Origin of the sequence: Microbacterium karelineae (assembly GCF_009745985.1) — a bacterium.
Lineage (GTDB): Bacteria > Actinomycetota > Actinomycetes > Actinomycetales > Microbacteriaceae > Microbacterium > Microbacterium karelineae.
The window spans coordinates 112,339-127,979 of record NZ_WFIX01000032.1; the positions used below are offsets into that span (position 1 = coordinate 112,339).

Annotated in this window: 15 protein-coding genes and 1 pseudogene; 11 read left to right on the forward strand and 5 right to left on the reverse strand. The window is 70.2% G+C overall.

Annotation, left to right across the window (positions count from 1 at the left end; genetic code table 11):
- Positions 1 to 5 precede the first annotated feature (5 nt).
- Positions 6 to 1,481, forward strand: coding sequence for an amidophosphoribosyltransferase (gene purF, locus GB932_RS00675; RefSeq protein WP_156758873.1), 1,476 nt, complete (start codon positions 6 to 8; stop codon positions 1,479 to 1,481).
- A gap of 69 nt (positions 1,482 to 1,550) precedes the next feature.
- A complete protein-coding gene (locus tag GB932_RS00680) occupies positions 1,551 to 1,931 on the forward strand; it encodes a TIGR02611 family protein (RefSeq protein ID WP_156758874.1) in 381 nt (126 codons plus the stop codon).
- Here GB932_RS00680 and GB932_RS00685 read toward each other — a convergent pair whose 3' ends face one another.
- Positions 1,932 to 2,510: an HdeD family acid-resistance protein gene (locus GB932_RS00685; protein WP_197517183.1), complete on the reverse strand. Its 579-nt coding sequence runs from the start codon at positions 2,508 to 2,510 to the stop codon at positions 1,932 to 1,934.
- 128 nt (positions 2,511 to 2,638) lie between these two features.
- The gene (locus tag GB932_RS00690) at positions 2,639 to 3,400 is read right to left on the reverse strand and encodes a MerR family transcriptional regulator (protein WP_156758876.1); all 762 of its coding nucleotides are present in this window, start codon (positions 3,398 to 3,400) and stop codon (positions 2,639 to 2,641) included.
- 170 nt (positions 3,401 to 3,570) lie between these two features.
- Here GB932_RS00690 and GB932_RS00695 point away from each other — a divergent pair, with 170 nt between their 5' ends.
- The 3 genes from GB932_RS00695 to GB932_RS00705 all read left to right on the forward strand — a co-directional run bounded on the left by GB932_RS00695 (position 3,571) and on the right by GB932_RS00705 (position 6,557).
- Positions 3,571 to 4,431 carry a DUF4097 family beta strand repeat-containing protein gene (locus tag GB932_RS00695; RefSeq protein WP_156758877.1) on the forward strand — a complete coding sequence of 287 codons (861 nt, stop codon included), beginning with the start codon at positions 3,571 to 3,573 and terminating at the stop codon, positions 4,429 to 4,431.
- Positions 4,431 to 5,033: a PadR family transcriptional regulator gene (locus tag GB932_RS00700; protein WP_156758878.1), complete on the forward strand. Its 603-nt coding sequence runs from the start codon at positions 4,431 to 4,433 to the stop codon at positions 5,031 to 5,033. The genes GB932_RS00695 and GB932_RS00700 overlap by 1 nt, the downstream gene beginning before the upstream one ends.
- 261 nt (positions 5,034 to 5,294) lie before the next feature.
- Entirely contained in the window at positions 5,295 to 6,557 is a 1,263-nt protein-coding gene (locus tag GB932_RS00705; protein ID WP_156758879.1) for an MFS transporter, read from the forward strand.
- A gap of 54 nt (positions 6,558 to 6,611) precedes the next feature.
- Here the strand turns inward: GB932_RS00705 and GB932_RS00710 are convergent, their stop codons facing one another.
- Positions 6,612 to 6,797 (reverse strand): DUF3073 domain-containing protein, encoded by a 186-nt coding sequence (locus GB932_RS00710; protein WP_156758880.1) that lies wholly within the window; start codon positions 6,795 to 6,797, stop codon positions 6,612 to 6,614.
- Between the two features lie 158 nt (positions 6,798 to 6,955).
- On the opposite strand from GB932_RS00710, the gene GB932_RS00715 reads away from it, so the two are divergent.
- The 4 genes from GB932_RS00715 to GB932_RS00730 all read left to right on the forward strand — a co-directional run bounded on the left by GB932_RS00715 (position 6,956) and on the right by GB932_RS00730 (position 11,729).
- On the forward strand, positions 6,956 to 7,489 hold the full coding sequence (locus tag GB932_RS00715; RefSeq protein ID WP_156758881.1) for a universal stress protein: 534 nt from the start codon (positions 6,956 to 6,958) through the stop codon (positions 7,487 to 7,489).
- On the forward strand, positions 7,486 to 7,896 hold the full coding sequence (locus GB932_RS00720; protein WP_156758882.1) for a fluoride efflux transporter FluC: 411 nt from the start codon (positions 7,486 to 7,488) through the stop codon (positions 7,894 to 7,896). Before GB932_RS00715 ends, GB932_RS00720 begins: the two co-directional genes overlap by 4 nt.
- The gene (locus GB932_RS00725) at positions 7,893 to 8,270 is read left to right on the forward strand and encodes a fluoride efflux transporter FluC (protein WP_197517184.1); all 378 of its coding nucleotides are present in this window, start codon (positions 7,893 to 7,895) and stop codon (positions 8,268 to 8,270) included. The genes GB932_RS00720 and GB932_RS00725 overlap by 4 nt, the downstream gene beginning before the upstream one ends.
- Before the next feature lie 168 nt (positions 8,271 to 8,438).
- Positions 8,439 to 11,729 carry an efflux RND transporter permease subunit gene (locus tag GB932_RS00730; RefSeq protein ID WP_156758884.1) on the forward strand — a complete coding sequence of 1,097 codons (3,291 nt, stop codon included), beginning with the start codon at positions 8,439 to 8,441 and terminating at the stop codon, positions 11,727 to 11,729.
- A 107-nt stretch (positions 11,730 to 11,836) separates the two neighbouring features.
- Here the strand turns inward: GB932_RS00730 and GB932_RS00735 are convergent, their stop codons facing one another.
- Positions 11,837 to 13,264 (reverse strand): MFS transporter, encoded by a 1,428-nt coding sequence (locus GB932_RS00735; RefSeq protein WP_156758885.1) that lies wholly within the window; start codon positions 13,262 to 13,264, stop codon positions 11,837 to 11,839.
- A gap of 108 nt (positions 13,265 to 13,372) precedes the next feature.
- Here GB932_RS00735 and GB932_RS00740 point away from each other — a divergent pair, with 108 nt between their 5' ends.
- Positions 13,373 to 14,251: a helix-turn-helix transcriptional regulator gene (locus GB932_RS00740; protein ID WP_156758897.1), complete on the forward strand. Its 879-nt coding sequence runs from the start codon at positions 13,373 to 13,375 to the stop codon at positions 14,249 to 14,251.
- A 98-nt stretch (positions 14,252 to 14,349) separates the two neighbouring features.
- Here the strand turns inward: GB932_RS00740 and GB932_RS00745 are convergent, their stop codons facing one another.
- Positions 14,350 to 14,940, reverse strand: coding sequence for a hypothetical protein (locus GB932_RS00745; protein WP_156758886.1), 591 nt, complete (start codon positions 14,938 to 14,940; stop codon positions 14,350 to 14,352).
- A 227-nt stretch (positions 14,941 to 15,167) separates the two neighbouring features.
- Between GB932_RS00745 and GB932_RS00750 the strand changes: the two are divergent.
- Positions 15,168 to 15,641 (forward strand): annotated as a pseudogene (locus GB932_RS00750) (DEAD/DEAH box helicase); the annotation flags it as partial.

The following is a 15,641-nucleotide window of genomic DNA, read 5'->3' on the forward strand; positions in this document are numbered from 1 at the left end:
CTCCCATGTGCGGCATCGTCGGAATGGTCGGTCGCGGCCACGTCAACCAGGACATCTACGACGCACTTCTGCTTCTGCAGCACCGTGGACAGGACGCCACGGGCATCGCCACGACCGAGTCGAACGGCGTGATGCACATGGCGAAGAACAACGGCATGGTGCGCGAGGCGTTCCGCACGCGCGACATGCGGTCGCTGCTCGGCAACGTCGGCCTCGGCCACGTGCGCTACGCGACGAAGGGCACGGCGTCGAGCGAGGAGGAGGCGCAGCCCTTCTACGTCAACGCGCCCTACGGCATCACGCTGATCCATAACGGCAATCTCACGAACACGCGCGAGCTCGCGGTCGAGATGGAGCGGCGCGACCGGCGTCACCTCAACTCGTCGAGCGACACCGAGCTGCTGCTGAACGTGCTCGCGAGCGAGCTGCAGACGTCGACGAGCACGGTCGACCTCGATGCCGATCGCATCTTCCAGGCCGTATCGCGCACACACAAGCGCATCGAGGGCGCCTACGCCGTGGTGTCGTTCATCGCGGGGTACGGCCTGCTCGCGTTCCGCGACCCGTACGGGATCCGTCCGCTCATCCTCGGTCGGCGTACGGCCGGCCTCGCCGGCGACGAGTGGGTCGTCGCGAGCGAGTCGCTCGTGCTCGAGAACGGCGACTACGAGGTCGTCCGCGAGGTCGCTCCCGGCGAGGCGATCTTCATCACGAGCGAGGGCGAGCTGTTCTCGCGGCAGTGCGCGGAGGATCCGATCCTCGCGCCGTGCTCGTTCGAGTACGTCTACCTCGCCCGACCGGATTCGGTCATGAACGGGCAGAGCATCTACGAGTCGCGCCTGCGCATGGGCGAGAAGCTCGCCGCGACGATCGCGAAGCACATCCCCGCCGGCGAGATCGACGTCGTGATGCCGATCCCGGACTCGGCGCGCCCCGCGGCGATGGAGGTCGCCCGCGTGCTCGGCATCGACTACCGCGAGGGCTACTACAAGAACCGCTATGTCGGCCGCACCTTCATCATGCCGGGCCAGGCGGCGCGCAAGAAGAGCGTGCGCCAGAAGCTCAACACGATGTCGACCGAGTTCCGCGGCAAGAAGGTGCTGCTGATCGACGATTCGATCGTGCGCGGCACGACGAGCAGGCAGATCATCCAGATGGCGCGCGACGCGGGGGCCGAGACGGTCTCGTTCGCGTCGGCCGCGCCGCCCGTACGCTACCCGCACGTGTACGGCATCAACATGCCGTCGGCGACGGAGCTCATCGCGCACGATCGCACGATCCCCGAGATCCGTGACGAGTTGGGCGCCGATCATCTCGTCTACCAGGAGATCGACGACCTCAAGGCGGCGATCGTCGAGGGAGCCGCGGCAGGCGGAGTCACCCTCGACGACCTCGACATGAGCTGCTTCGACGGCCGCTATGTGACGGGCACGGTCACCCCGGAGTACCTCGACTGGGTGGCGGCGACGCAGGGATCCTGATCCGATCTCATCGGGAACTCTCGGGGTATCCGGATCCCGTGTGAACGGCGCGCGGGTTAGCGTCGGAGCATGACCCCCGACACGATCCAGGTCGTCGAGATCCGCGAGTCGCCGGCGCGCGAGCACCCGAGCGCGCCGTCCGAACCGCCGCGCCCGAACGCGTTCCTGCGGGCCGTTCGTGCGATCCGCCGCGCGATCGCGCGCAATCGCTGGACGGATCTCGTCTACAGGACGCTCGTCGGCGTCGTCGGCACCGTGCTGGTGATCCTCGGGCTCATCATCGTGCCGTTGCCCGGCCCCGGCTGGCTGATCGTATTCGGCGGCCTCGCCGTGCTCGCCACCGAGTTCCGCTGGGCCCAGCGCGCCGCGCACTGGCTGCGCGTGCAGCTCGAGCGGTTCTGGGCGTGGTGGAAGGCGCGCAGGGCCGCCCGGCGCGCGCGGCAGGGCTGACTACTTCTCGAGCGTGGCGGCGCGGCAGATTCCGACGATGCCGAGCACGAGCAGCGCCGCGCCGAGGATGATCCACAGCCACAGTGCCGTCAGGGTCGGGGAGGCGATCACGAAGGCGCCCGCGAGGATCCCGACGGCGGCGTAGGCGATGGTCCACCCGCGGTGCGGCTTCTCTCCTCCGGGCCAGGCAGTGTCAGCGAGGCCGAGCGAGAAGAGCGCCACGACGCCGTCGATGATCCAGGCGGCGCCGATGAACGTCGTCACGATCACCGCGAGCAGGAGCGTCGTCTCGCCGAGATTGAGGAACGAGGCGGCCCCCGCGGCGAGGAAGACGAGGCCGAGCACGATCAGGCCCGCCCGCGTCCACCCGCCCGTTCCGCGGGAGAAGATGCCGTACGCGAGGTGCAGCAGCCCGCCGACGACCGCATAGACCGCGACGAGGATCGTCACGGCCATCGCGGACTTGACGGGCCAGACCAGCATCACGACGCCGAACACCAGCGAGACGATGCTGCCCATGAGGATCGCGGTGCGCAGGCTCTGCCGCAGGCTGAACTCGGGACGGAGATCGGACGTCATGGTGCCGACGCTACTCCGCGCGCGGGCGGTCGCACCACAACGCAGTCGATTCGTGCGCAGCGGATCGGCCGGCTCCATCTATTCGCGGAGAGCGACCAGCCAGCGGTGCGAATCGACTGCGTTGTGTTCTATGCGCTGCGGTCGGCCCACGCATACAGCGCGTCGCGAACGAACCCCGCGCCCTCCGCGCCGCCGTAGTTCCGCCCGAATCGCGGGTCGGCGACGTACATGTCGCCGAGGCCACGGACGTAGGCGGCGACCCGCGCCGGATCCTGCGCGGGCGTGCCAGGGATCCCGCGCAGCCACGCGACGTGGCGCTCGGCGAGCTCCCGCGCCTCGGGCGATGTGGGATCCGTGCCGGCCTCGGCCGCGCGGGCCCAGGCGTCGCCGAGCTCGCGGGTCTCCCGCTGGAACCCCGCACGGTCGTCGTCGCTCAGCCCGCGCCACCAGGCGTCGCCCTGCTGGTACGCGTCGGAGCCCCAGCGCTCGGTGACCTCCTCCTTGTACTGCGTATGGTCGAACCCGTCGAACATGCTCTCGTCCATGGGATCCTCTCCTCTCTCGATGCGCGCGACCGTCTGCTCGACGGCGGCGATCTGCCGCCCGATGCGGTCACGCTCGGTGTTGAGCCACGTCAGGTGCGTGCGCAGGGCGCGCGACTCGTCGTCCTCCTCGCTCTCGAGGATCTCGGCGATCTGCGTCAGCCCGAGGCCCAGCTCGCGCAGCAGCAGGATCCGCTGCAGGCGCACGAGCTCCGCGGATCCGTACCGGCGGTAGCCGTTCGAGCCCGTGCGGCTCGGGCGCAGCAGCCCGATCTGGTCATAGTGACGCAGCGTCCGGCTCGTCGTGCCCGTGAGACGCGCGACCTGCTGGATCGACATCTCGTTCATGCGCTCCTCCTGTCGTGGTGCATTCCACGCTAGAAGTTGACGTCACGTCAAGGTCAAGCGTGTGATCCTGAGAGTTCGTCGAACGCGGTGGGTAAACGCGATACATCGTGTTTAACTCGAGCTATATCTCGAACGAGCCGGGTGGTCCGGCCGAACGATGAGGAGACGACATGGTGCAGGAGAAGTGGATCATCCAGCCGGGTGAGTCGCGCGTCATCGACGTCGCGGACGTCACGCGGCTGAAGGCGGCGCTGGTCGGCGGCCAGATCGACATCATCGGTCACGACGAGGCGCACATGCGCGTCGAGGTGCACAGCGTCGCGGCCAAGGAGCTGCGCATCGAGGTGTCGGGCACCGAGCTCGAGATCGACCACCCGCAGCTGCGCTGGGACAACTTCCTCAAGGCCTTCGGACACTTCGGATCATCCGGCCCGCGCGCGGAGATCAGCGTCGCCGTGCCGCGCAGCGTCGAGCTGTCGCTCGGCGTCGTCTCGGCGAACGCGCTCGTCGCGGGCCTCGAGGCCGATGCGACGATCAACGCCGTCTCGGGCGATGTGCTCGTCGACGGTATGCGGGGCGACCTCAACACCCACGCGGTGTCGGGCGACGTGCAGGTGCGCGGCCTCGTCGGTGCGTTCTCGAGCGACATGGTCTCGGGTGACATCGCCGTCTCGGGCGAGGTGTCGAAGACCGACGTCAACACGGTCTCGGGGGCGATCTTCATCGACGCTGAGGGCCCACTGCAGGAGGCCGGCCTCAACTCGGTGTCGGGCGCCGCGACGCTGCGCCTCGACGACGACTACGCGGCGAGCTACAGCATCCACACGATGAGCGGCCGCGTGCAGGTCGACGGCATCGCGCGCTCGCGGAACCACTCCGGGCATGCGGGAGCGCTGTCGGGGATGTTCGCGGATGTGCGCGCGAACTCGGTGGGCGGAGACATCACCGTGCTGCGCCGGGGGGGCGGCGCGCCCGCCGGATCCGTCGACGACGAGGTCCGGTGGCCGAACGCCGGCGAGGGGCAGAGCTGATGGCCCCGGTCTTCGGTCACGGTGACCTGCGACTCTACCTGCTGAGCCTGCTCGACGAGAAGCCCCTGCATGGCTACGGCATCATGCAGGCGCTGTCAGAGCGCACGGGCGGCACGTACACCCCGAGCGCGGGCACGATCTATCCGCGCCTCGCGAAGCTCGAAGAGGAGGGCCTCGTCGTCAAGACGACCGAGGGCCGCACGGCGACCTACGAGATCACCGATGCGGGCCGCACTGAGGTGCGTGAGCGCGCCGGCGACGTCGAGGGCATCCAGGACGGGCTCGCCGACTCCGTGCGGATCATCGCCGACGGCGTGCGCCAGAACGTGCGCGAGGCGATGAAGAGCCTGCGCGCCGACCTCGCGGCGGCGTCGAGCGCACCTGCCGCGGAGGAGCCTCCGCACGAGGAGGACGCGCGACAGGCATCGCGCGCGCAGCAGGCCCGGGCGGAGGCGGCGCTGAACGCGTTCCGCGGCACCGTGCGGGCTGACCTGCGCACGCACGTCGCGCGCGGCGGATCCCTCTCATCGGAGCTCGTCGACGCCCTCCAGCGCGACATCGACGGCGTCGCCGCCCGCCTCCGCGAGGCCCTCGGCCGCTGAGGCCAGCACCTCTCACCAACACAACGCAGTCGATTTCGGCCCGCACGCGGGTTTCCGGCCCATTCTGGCCCCACGTGCGCCGAATCGACTGCGTTGTGTTGTCTGTGCACCGGGGTGCGCTTGCGCATCGACGCCAGAATTCACCTGAACCGCGGGCGGGATCGGTTTCGCGAGCCACTGGTGCGAATAATGCCGTCGTCGTGCAGTCGGGCATCCGCCGCCACGGGGGCGGCCAGGCCCACGGCGTAGGATCGAACCGACATGCCGCGCCTGAACAATCCCGCTCCCTGGCTGCGGATCGCCGTCTGGGCCGTCGCGTGCGTGGCGTATCTCGCGGCGATCATGTCGCGCACCTCGCTGTCGGCGACGGGCGCGATCGCCAGCGACCGCTTCGACCTGACGAGCGACCAGCTCGCGGCGTTCGGGATCCTGCAGCTGTTCGTCTACGCGGGGGCGCAGATCCCGGTCGGCATGCTCATCGACCGCCTCGGCGGTCGCACCGTGCTGCTCGTCGGCGTCGCCATCGTCGCGGGCAGCCAGCTGCTGATCGGCTTCGGCGACTCGTTCGGCGTGCTCCTCGCGGCGCGTGCTTTCGCGGGCCTCGGTGACGCGATGGTGTTCCCGTCCGCGGTGCGGCTGACGGCCGTCTCGCTCCCGTCGCGATGGATCGCGACCGGCACGCAGATGATCGGCGTGGTCGGCAACTTCGGCATGGTCGTCACGGCGACGCCCCTCGTGGTGCTCGTCGACCTCACGAGCTGGCCCGTCGGCTACTCGATCATGGCGGCGTTCACGGGCGCGGTCGCGCTCGCCGCGGGCGGCATCCTCGCCCTGATGGGGCGGGATCCGTCGCGCACGGCGAGCGGCGAGAGCCTCGGATCCGTGCTGCGCGGTACGGGGGAGGCGATGCGGCAGCCGGGATCCTGGCTCGCCTTCACGACCCACCTCATGACGAGCGCGGCGTTCACGGCGTTCGTCGTGACGTGGGGGCCGATGTTCCTCGAGCACGGCGCGGGCCTCGACGCGGCGGGCGTCGGCGCCTACCTCCTCGGGATCCCCGTCACCGGCATGGTCGCCGGGCTCGTCATCGGCCGCGTGATCGTCGGCCGCCCGCGACTGCGCGCGCAGATCGTCTTCGGATCCGTCGTCCTGCAGATCGTCGCGTGGATCCTCGCCCTCGCATGGCCCGCCCCGACGCCGATCGTCCTGCTGGCGATCCTCGCCATCGCGACCGGCATCGGTGGCCCCGCCTCGCTCACGGCCTTCGAGATGTCGCGCGACTACGTGCCCGGTCACCTCGCGGCGCGCGCGAACGGGGTCGTCAACACGGGCGGCTTCTCGGGCGCGCTCGTCATCATCTGGCTCACGGGCGCGATGCTCACGCTGCAGGGCGCCCGGACACCTGACGACTATTCGATGGAGATGTTCCGCATCGCCTACCTGCCGATGCTCGGCATGCTCGCGGTGGGCGCGGCGGTGTTCCTCGTACTGAACCGGCGGATCCGGCGCCAGCACCGAGACTGACACGACGAGCGCCGCAGGTGGTCACCTGCGGCGCTCGTCGGACGAAGGATCGCTTCAGACCCTCGCGGGCTCGTCGTCCTCGTCTTCGTCTTCGTACATGTCGGCCCAGCGGTCGACGTACTCATCGTCGCTGCTGTGTGTGAGCTCCTGCTCGAGAGCCGCATAGTCCACTGTCGGACTGAACGACTTCAGCTCACGAGCGAGCTTGGTGTGCTTCGCCTTCTGACGGCCACGCCCCATAGCGCGTCGACCCCCTTTAACCTCGGTCTGCGGGCGATTTCTCGAACCCTATTCAGATACATGCTTTCATGGGACCCGGAAATTCACCGGGAAAGAGTAGGATTCAGGATACCACGGGGCCTGAACAGCAGGCTCCGCAGGCCAGGAGGTGCGCACCCATGTCCGACGCCCAGAACCCCGCGGAAACGCCTGTTGGCGAGCCGCACGGCGCCGTCATCGCGGCGATCATCCCCGACCAGTCACCGCGCGTCATCACCGAGGCGGCGCGCTACGCGAAGCTCCTCGGCGTGCCGCTCGTGGTCGTGCATGTCGACGTGACCCGATTCGTCACCTACGAGGATCCCGACGGCGCGCCGCACACGGCCCCGATCGACATCAACGTCGACGCCGGGGCGGAGGAGCTCGCAGAGGTCACCGAGCACGTCACGGCCGCACTCGCGGGCGCGGGCGTCGAGTGGTCGACGACCCAGCTCGTCGGCGATCCCGCCCTCGCGATCAAGCACTTCGCCGAAAAGATCGAGTCGCCCCTCATCGTCCTCGGCACGCGCAAGCGCGGGTTCGGCGAGTCGATCCGCGAGTTCTTCACCGGATCCGTCGCCGCGCGTCTTTCGCACCGGCAGCACCGCCCGCTGCTCGTCGTGCCGGTCGAGGAGCCGGTCGACGACGACAAGCCGATCTTCGACGAGGCGTGACGGCGGCGCGCCCCCGCATCGACTGGCGGCAGCTGCCGCTCGTCGTCGCGGGCGGCGCGCTCGGAGCGCTGCTGCGCTGGGCGCTGACGTTCGACGATTCCGGCGTCGTGTCGATCCTCATCGTCAACGTCGTCGGATCCGCCCTGCTCGGCGTCGTCGTCGGCATGCTCGGCGACCGGCACCCGCTGCGCCGAGCGTTCCTGGGGACGGGCCTGCTCGGCGGATTCACGTCCTACAGCGCGCTCGCGCCGTCGCTCGGGTACTTCGCGATGTACTGGGCGGGGCCGGCCGCGTGGTTCGGGCTCGCCGGCGCCGGCGTGCTCCTCCTCGTCGCGGTCGCGGCCGTCGCCTGCGCGCTCGCCGGGCTCGCGCTCGGCGGCGTCATCGAGCGAAGGCGCGCGTCGTGAGTCCGCTCGTCGCGTTCGGCATCGCGTTCGCCGGAGGCGCGGGCGCGGGCCTGCGGTGGCTGATCGACGTTTCCCTCTGGCGCTGGCGGCGCAACGGGTTCCCGTGGGCGATCCTGCTCGTCAACGCCGTGGGGTGTCTCGTGCTCGCCTTCCTCACGGCCGTCGTCGGTGCGGGGGCGTCGCCGGCGTGGTTCGCGGTGATCGGTGCCGGGCTCCTCGGCGGGTTCACGACGTACAGCACGGTCTCCGTCGACACGGCGCAGCTCTGGCGCCAGCGCCGCCACCAGCTCGCGATCGCGAACGTCGCGGGCACGCTCGTCGTCTGCATCACGGCCTCCGCAGCCGGCACGCTCCTCGGCCTCGCGGTCGCCTGAGGGACGCCTCCGCCGAGCGGCGGAGCGCGATGTCGTACCAGAGGATGATATTGCGGGTATCCGGATGGTGCGCGGGGCGCCTTGTGGAAGACTGAGAGCCGCGGATACGCGTGTGTATCGAACCCGGATCCGTACCTCTCGCGCCGCCGCTCACACCAGGGATCCTCTGTGTCGAATCTCGCCGTCCTCAGCCTGAAGAACCGCGCCCTCATCGCGCTCATCACGATCTGCGCGGCGATCTTCGGCGGGCTGTCGCTCACGAGCCTCAAGCAGGAGCTGATCCCCTCGATCGAGCTGCCCGCGCTCGTCGTCACGACGACCTACCCGGGCGCCTCGCCCGATGTCGTCGAGGAGGATGTCTCCACTCCGATCGAGGAGGCGATCCAGTCGGTGCCGGGCCTCGACTCGACGACGGCGACGAGCTCGTCGAACGCGTCGGTCGTGCAGGCGATGTTCGACTACGGCACCGATATGGCCACGGCCGAGCAGAAGATGCAGCAGGCGATCAGCCGCGTCTCCGGACAGCTGCCGGAGGACGTCGATCCGCAGGTCGTGGCCATCTCGCTCGACGAGCTGCCCGTGATCCAGGTCGCCGTCTCCGGCTTCGACGATCCGGCCGAGGCGGAGGATCGGCTCGACCAGCTCGCGATCCCCGCGATCGAGGACGTCGACGGCGTCGGCACCGCCTCCGTCTCGGGGGCGACGGGCGAGCGGATCACGATCACGCCGCTCCCGCAGAACCTTCAGACCGCGGGGGCGACGCAGCAGACCATCGTCGACGCGCTGCAGCAGAACGGCAACCTGTTCCCCGGCGGCGAGATCACGGAGGACGGCCAGACCCTCACAGTGCAGACGGGCGTGAAGGTCACGTCGATCGACGACATCCGCAGGCTGCCGCTCGTGGCGAACGCGCAGCCGCAGGTGGATCCGACGACGGGCGAGGTGGCGACGCCCGAGACCTACACGATCGCCGACGTCGCGACGGTCGCGCGGGAGGAGGATCCCGTCACGTCGGTCTCACGTGTCGACGGCGAGGACGCGATCTCGATCTCGGTCACGAAGCTGCCCGCCGGCAACACCGTCGACGTGTCGGCGGGCGTCATCGCGGCGCTCGACGACGTCGGCGAGCAGATGCCCGACGCGACGTTCACCGTCGTGTTCGACCAGGCGCCCTTCATCGTGCAGTCGATCGAGACGCTCGCCGTCGAGGGCGTCCTCGGCCTCGTCTTCGCGGTGCTCGTGATCCTCGTGTTCCTGCTGTCGATCCGGTCCACGCTCGTGACGGCGATCTCGATCCCGACGAGCGTGCTCATCTCGTTCACGAGCATGCAGGCCTTCGGGTATTCGCTCAACATGCTCACGCTCGGCGCCCTCACGATCTCCATCGGGCGCGTCGTCGACGACTCCATCGTCGTGATCGAGAACATCAAGCGGCATTATGTCGAGGGATCCGACAAGGGCGATGCGATCCGCCTCGCCGTGCGGGAGGTCGCGGGCGCCATCACGGCGTCGACGGTGACGACCGTCGCGGTGTTCCTGCCGATCGTCTTCGTCGGCGACATGGTCGGCGAGCTCTTCCGGCCCTTCGCGATGACCGTGACGATCGCCATGCTCGCGTCGCTCCTCGTCGCGCTGACGATCGTCCCCGTCCTCGCATACTGGTTCATGCGGCCGGGGAAGCCGCTCGTCGACGCGGCCGGCGAGCGCATCGACCCCGAGCACCCCGACGCCCCGCCGTCGCGGCTGCAGAAGGCGTACGCGCCGATCCTCCGATGGACGCTGCGGCACTCGTGGATCACGCTGGGCCTCGCTGCGGTCGTCATGGTGGGGACGGTCGCGCTCGCGCCCCTCATGAAGGTGAACTTCCTCGGCGACTCGGGCCAGAACTCGATCACCGTCACGCAGGACCTCGGCGAGACCGCGAGCCTCGAGGCCCAGGACGAGGCCGCGGCCGACGTCGAGGACGCGCTCATAGGGCTCGACGGCGTCGAGACCGTGCAGGTGACGATCGGATCGGGATCCGCGGGCATGGGCGGCATGATGTCCGGAGGATCGGGCATCACCTACTCGATCATGACCGATCCCGATGCCGACCAGGAGGCCGTGCGCGCCGATGTCGAGGGCGCGGTGTCCGGGATCGACGACGCGGGCGAGATCGCCGTGCAGGCGTCATCGGCGTCGCCGGGATCGTCGAGTGACATCACGGTGCAGGTCGAGGCCGCGGACGACACGGATCTGCGGACCGCCGCCGAGGCCCTGACGGACGAGATCGCCGGCCGTGACGGGATCGGAACCGTCTCGAACGACCTCGAGGCCGCGATGCCGTTCATCTCGGTCGACGTCGATCGCCAGGAGGCGGCCGATCTCGGCCTCAGCGAGGCCGCCGTCGGCACCCTCGTGAACGGCGCGATGCAGCCGCAGCAGGTGGGCACCATCGAGATCGACGACGCCTCGCTGACCGTCTACATCGCGAGCGAGGATCCGCCCGCGACGGTCGGGGAGCTGCGGAGCCTCGAGATCCCGACCGCGACCGGGGCCGTCGAGCTCCGGGACATCGCGACGATCGAGCAGAGCGAGAGCCCGTCGTCGATCACGACCGTCGGCGGCCAGCGCACGGCCACGATCACGGTGCCGCCGGCGACTGACGACCTCGCGACCGCGACGGCATCTGTGCAGGCCGCCCTCGACGCGGCCGAGCTGCCCGACGGCGCCCGCGCGTCGATCGGCGGTGTGGCGGAGGAGCAGGCCGATGCGTTCGCGCAGCTCGGCCTGGCGATGCTCGCCGCGATCCTCATCATCTACATCGTCATGGTCGCGACGTTCAAGTCGCTGCGCCAGCCGCTGCTCCTGCTCGTCTCGGTGCCGTTCGCCGCGACGGGCGCGATCCTCCTGCAGGTCGTCACGGGCGTGCCGCTGGGCGTCGCGAGCCTGATCGGCGTGCTGATGCTGATCGGCATCGTCGTGACGAACGCGATCGTGCTCGTCGACCTCGTGAACCAGTACCGCGCGCACCACGGGCTGTCGGCGCACGACGCGACGCTCGCCGGATCCTCGATGCGTCTGCGCCCGATCCTCATGACGGCGCTCGCGACGATCTTCGCGCTCACGCCGATGGCGTTCGGGATCACGGGCCACGGCGGCTTCATCTCGCAGCCGCTCGCGATCGTCGTGATCGGCGGGCTCATCTCGTCGACGTTCCTCACCCTCATCGTGCTGCCGACCCTGTACAACCTCGTCGAGGGCGCGAAGGAGCGGCGCGCGGCGCGCCGCGGCGGAGACGGCCCGCGCCCGGGCGCGGATCCCGCAGGCGACGGATCCGGCCCCGCGGGCGGTCCGGGTGAGGAGGCGACGGTGCCGGCCGGCGCGGGAGCGCCACGCACCCGCCCGATGTCTCCGGCGGGCGTCGCCGATCCCGGCGCGGTCGCGGCCCCGCCGCTGCGCCGTCGCCGCCAGCGCTGACGTCGCGCGGATCCGGGCAGACCGCACGGCGTTCGAATGCCTCGAAACGCTCCAAGATCCGCATCGTGAAACGATCTGCGGCAGTCGAACGGGTGTCCGGCGCCCTATCAGGTGTCCGTGCGCCGCGTGATCGACGCGGCGAGGACCGCGAATGCGATGGCGCATCCGGCGTGTATGACGAACGCGACGCCGATGCCCCGATCGAGACCCGAGGGATCCGTCCCGCCGGTCACGCTCCAGAACATACCGCCGAGCAGCGCGACTCCGAGGCTGAGGCCCACCTGCTGCGCGGTCGAGAACAGGCCGCTCGCGATGCCCGCCGCCCACTCCGGCGCCCGTGAGAGGACAGTCTGCAGGACGGGGCCGAACATCATCGCCTGCGCGGCCCCGATCGGGATGAGCAGCGACTGCAGGGTCAGGGCGTTCGCGGTTCCGGTGAGTTCGAGCGCCGTCACGCCGAGCATCAGGATCGCCTGCGCGATGCCCGCGACGGTCATCGTGCGTCCGCCGAGCGCCTGGACGATCAACGGGAGCAGGAGCGACGCCACGATGAACGCGAGTCCGAAACCCAGCAGGAGCATCGCGGCGCCGAACGGCCCCACGCCGAATCGTCCCTGCGCGAGCGCAGACAGCTCGTAGAGGAACGCGCCGTACGTCGTGAAGAACAGCAGCGTCATGATGAGGCCGCGACGCACGACGAGGATCCGCAGCACGCTCGGCGGCACGACCGGCAGGATCCCGCGCGCCTCCGCGCGACGCTGTCGGATCCAGAACGCCGCGAGCGCGGCCGCACCGGCGGCGAGCGCGCCGATCGTCCACGCGGGCCACCCTGTGGTGCGGCCTAGGGCGAGCGGGAGGATGACGAGCAGCAGGCCCGCGGCGAGGAGACCCGCGCCCGTCCCGTCGATCGCGAGGGGCGTCGAGGACCGCGAGGCCGGGATGGCGCGCAGCCCGAGCAGGGCGCATGCGGCGAGGAGGCCGGTGAGGATCTGCACGGCTCGCCAGCCGAGGTGGTCAGGCAGCAGCGCGGCCACGCCGCCGCCGACGATCTGCCCCAGCACTGTGCTCACGCCGCTCATCGCGGCGAACAGCGTCAGGCCGCGCACGCGCAGTTCGCCGACGGCGGTCGTCTGGATGGTCGAGAGCACCTGGGGCGTGAGGAGCCCTGCCGCGACGCCGAGCAGCACGCGCAGGACGATCGCGGTCGCGAGGTCGGGCGCGAAGGCCGTCGCGATGCTCAGGATCGCGACGCCGCTCGCGCCGACGACGAGCACAAGGCGTCGACCGAACCGGTCGCCGAGCCTCCCCGCGATCACGAGCGATGCGGCGAAGGCGGTCGTGTAGACGGCGAGCACGAGCTGCTGTCCGGCGGCTCCCGCCTGAAGATCGCGGCCGATCGCGTCCGCGAGCACGTTCACGGATCCGAAGGTGAAGTTGACCGGGAGGAAGGCGACGAGCAGGACGAGGAGCCCTGTGCGAGTGAGGTCGTCGGCTGTCGTCGCGACGCGGATCGCGGTGGGGGAGGTGAGGGTCATGAAGGCCACGCTCGACCATCCGCGATCCTGTTACCAGAAGTCAGATGATCCTATTACTGCTGCCATCTGGCTATGGCGCCCCGCGGCGCGCAGTATGGGTGCGTGGACATGATCGACGACCGCCGGCGCGAGCTGGGATCCTTCCTGCGCGCGCGGCGAGAGCGCGTCTCTCCTCGCGACGCGGGCATCGCGGTGAACGGGCGGCGGCGCACGCCGGGCCTGCGCCGCGAAGAGGTCGCGCAGCAGGCGGGCATCGGCATCACCTGGTACACGTGGCTCGAGCAGGGCCGGGCGACGGGCGTCTCGGATCAGGTGCTCCACGCCGTCGCGCGTGTGCTGCAGATGACCGACGCTGAGCGGCATCACATGCTCATGCTGGCGGATCGTGCGCCCGCCGTCTCGCACCTGCCGCCGATGAACCTGCGGCCCGAGCATACGGCGGTCATCGAACAGCTCCTGCCGTTCCCGGCCGCTGTGCAGACCGACGGCTACGAAATCGTCGCGTCGAACCGGGCCTACCGCTTCCTGTTCAGCGACCTCGACGCCTACGCGCCGGAGGATCGCAACTGCGCGTGGCTGATGTTCACGGATCCCACGTGGCGCGGCAGTCTCGTCGACGAGTCGCTCGTGCTGCCCGACATCGCCGCGCGGCTGCGGGCGCACTCGGCCGAGCATCGGGACGACAGGCGAGGGGATCTGCTCATCGAACGGCTGCTGCGCGCGTCGGCTGACTTCCGCGCCTGCTGGGAGGACTACGAAGTCGCCGATGAGCGCCCGCGGCTGCGCCGCTACGCCTCGCCCGGCGCGGGCCGCCTCACGACGCACTTCCAGAGCCTGTGGATCGATCCGGGTCGTGGCACGCGCATCATCGTGATGTCGCCTGCCGACGAGCGGACGGCGGATCGCCTGCGACGCTTCGATGCCCTCGTCTCCGCCGCGCCGGCGTGGACCGCGCGGCCCGACGTCCTCGAGGCCGTCGCAGGCTGAGGCATCCCCCGTTCATATGACCCGAACCGACCGCCCCGCCGCGTGAACCGGTCGGTTCGGGTCATACGAACGGGGTGGGCGGGACCCGCGGAGCGGTCTCAGTCCAGGGAATCGATCAGCGTGTCGGCGACGTCGATCGCGTCGTCCTGCGAGATGTCGGCCTGCTGAATCTGCACCATGACCTGATAGCCGGCGCCCCAGACGAGCACGGACCCCCACTGGCCGTCGAACTCGGTGTCGACGAGCGCGACGATGTCGCGCTCGGCGATCGCCGGATCGTCGAGGGGCTCGAAGTCGCCCGCCTCGAACCACGCATCATCGGGGACGTCGCCGCCCAGGAGCCACGGCTGCACGTTGACGGAGAGGCTCTCCGGCTCGCCGTACCAGAGGCAGCTCGTCACGCCTTCGATCTCGGTGGCCTGGAGGGTCGGCGCGTCGATCTGCGACAGAATGATGTCCGCCGCAGCGGACACCTCGGCGCCCTCGCACGTGGGGAGCTCCGCTGCTGCACCCGACTCGTCGTCTTCCGAGCCGGCGTCATCCGGATCCGTCTCGGCCTCGGCAGGCGTGTCGTCGGCGGGCGCGGTTGACACGGCCGGTTCCTCGTCCGGCTGTTCGTCGCTCCCGCCGCATGCGGTCAGCGACAGGACGAGGAGCGCGGCGGCGCCCCCGGTGAGCAATGTGCGCATGTGAGACCTCCGGATCGATCGGCTGGGGGTGCAGAGACGCGCCCCGGATCACAGTAGCCAACGACACGCCGCGCGCGCGAGAGAGGCGAGATCCGGCCTGGCCAGGTGGTTTCCCAGGGCGGCGCGGTACTCTGACCTGTCGGCTCTGGGATGCCGCGCCGTATGCGCGGGTGTTGGTTGTGTCCTCATCGGCCGCAACTACACCTATGGAAGGTGCGTACTTTCGCATGCCCAAGAACAAGAAGCCCGCGGGCGGACGCCCGGCGAAGAACTTCGACCCCCGCTACGCCAAGTCGAGCGGCGGATCTCGCAAGCCGCGCTGGTCGCGCGACGACCGCGATCACCGGGGGACCGGGGCCGGCCCCCGCCAGGAGCGCACGGGCGGCGACTTCCGCCAGAACCGCGACGAGCGCCGCCAGGACCGCTTCGGCGACCAGGGCGCGCGGCGTTTCGACACGGGAGGCCGCGGACCGGCGCGCGATGACCGCGGCGGACGCCGGTTCGACCGCGACGACCGCGCCCCGCGCCGCGACGACCGTGGGGCGAACCGCGACGACCGCGGCGGACGCCGCTTCGAGGACAGCCGCGGATCCGATCGGGGTCCGCGTCGTTTCGACGACAACCGCGGATCCGAGCGCCGCTTCGACGGCGACCGTGGCCCGCGTCGCTTCGACCGGGATGACCGTGCCCCGCGTCGCGAT

What these genes read in the sequence shown, in the direction of transcription:
- GB932_RS00680 (WP_156758874.1), top strand. Translation starts at nt 1,551, where the DNA reads ATGACCCCCGACACGATCCAGGTCGTCGAGATCCGCGAGTCGCCGGCG.
- GB932_RS00715 (WP_156758881.1), top strand. Translation starts at nt 6,956, where the DNA reads ATGTCCGACGCCCAGAACCCCGCGGAAACGCCTGTTGGCGAGCCGCAC.
- GB932_RS00700 (WP_156758878.1), top strand. Translation starts at nt 4,431, where the DNA reads ATGGCCCCGGTCTTCGGTCACGGTGACCTGCGACTCTACCTGCTGAGC.
- GB932_RS00690 (WP_156758876.1), bottom strand. Translation starts at nt 3,400, where the DNA reads ATGAACGAGATGTCGATCCAGCAGGTCGCGCGTCTCACGGGCACGACG.
- GB932_RS00685 (WP_197517183.1), bottom strand. Translation starts at nt 2,510, where the DNA reads ATGACGTCCGATCTCCGTCCCGAGTTCAGCCTGCGGCAGAGCCTGCGC.
- GB932_RS00705 (WP_156758879.1), top strand. Translation starts at nt 5,295, where the DNA reads ATGCCGCGCCTGAACAATCCCGCTCCCTGGCTGCGGATCGCCGTCTGG.
- GB932_RS00740 (WP_156758897.1), top strand. Translation starts at nt 13,373, where the DNA reads ATGATCGACGACCGCCGGCGCGAGCTGGGATCCTTCCTGCGCGCGCGG.
- GB932_RS00745 (WP_156758886.1), bottom strand. Translation starts at nt 14,940, where the DNA reads ATGCGCACATTGCTCACCGGGGGCGCCGCCGCGCTCCTCGTCCTGTCG.
- GB932_RS00710 (WP_156758880.1), bottom strand. Translation starts at nt 6,797, where the DNA reads ATGGGGCGTGGCCGTCAGAAGGCGAAGCACACCAAGCTCGCTCGTGAG.
- purF (WP_156758873.1), top strand. Translation starts at nt 6, where the DNA reads ATGTGCGGCATCGTCGGAATGGTCGGTCGCGGCCACGTCAACCAGGAC.
- GB932_RS00735 (WP_156758885.1), bottom strand. Translation starts at nt 13,264, where the DNA reads ATGACCCTCACCTCCCCCACCGCGATCCGCGTCGCGACGACAGCCGAC.
- GB932_RS00695 (WP_156758877.1), top strand. Translation starts at nt 3,571, where the DNA reads ATGGTGCAGGAGAAGTGGATCATCCAGCCGGGTGAGTCGCGCGTCATC.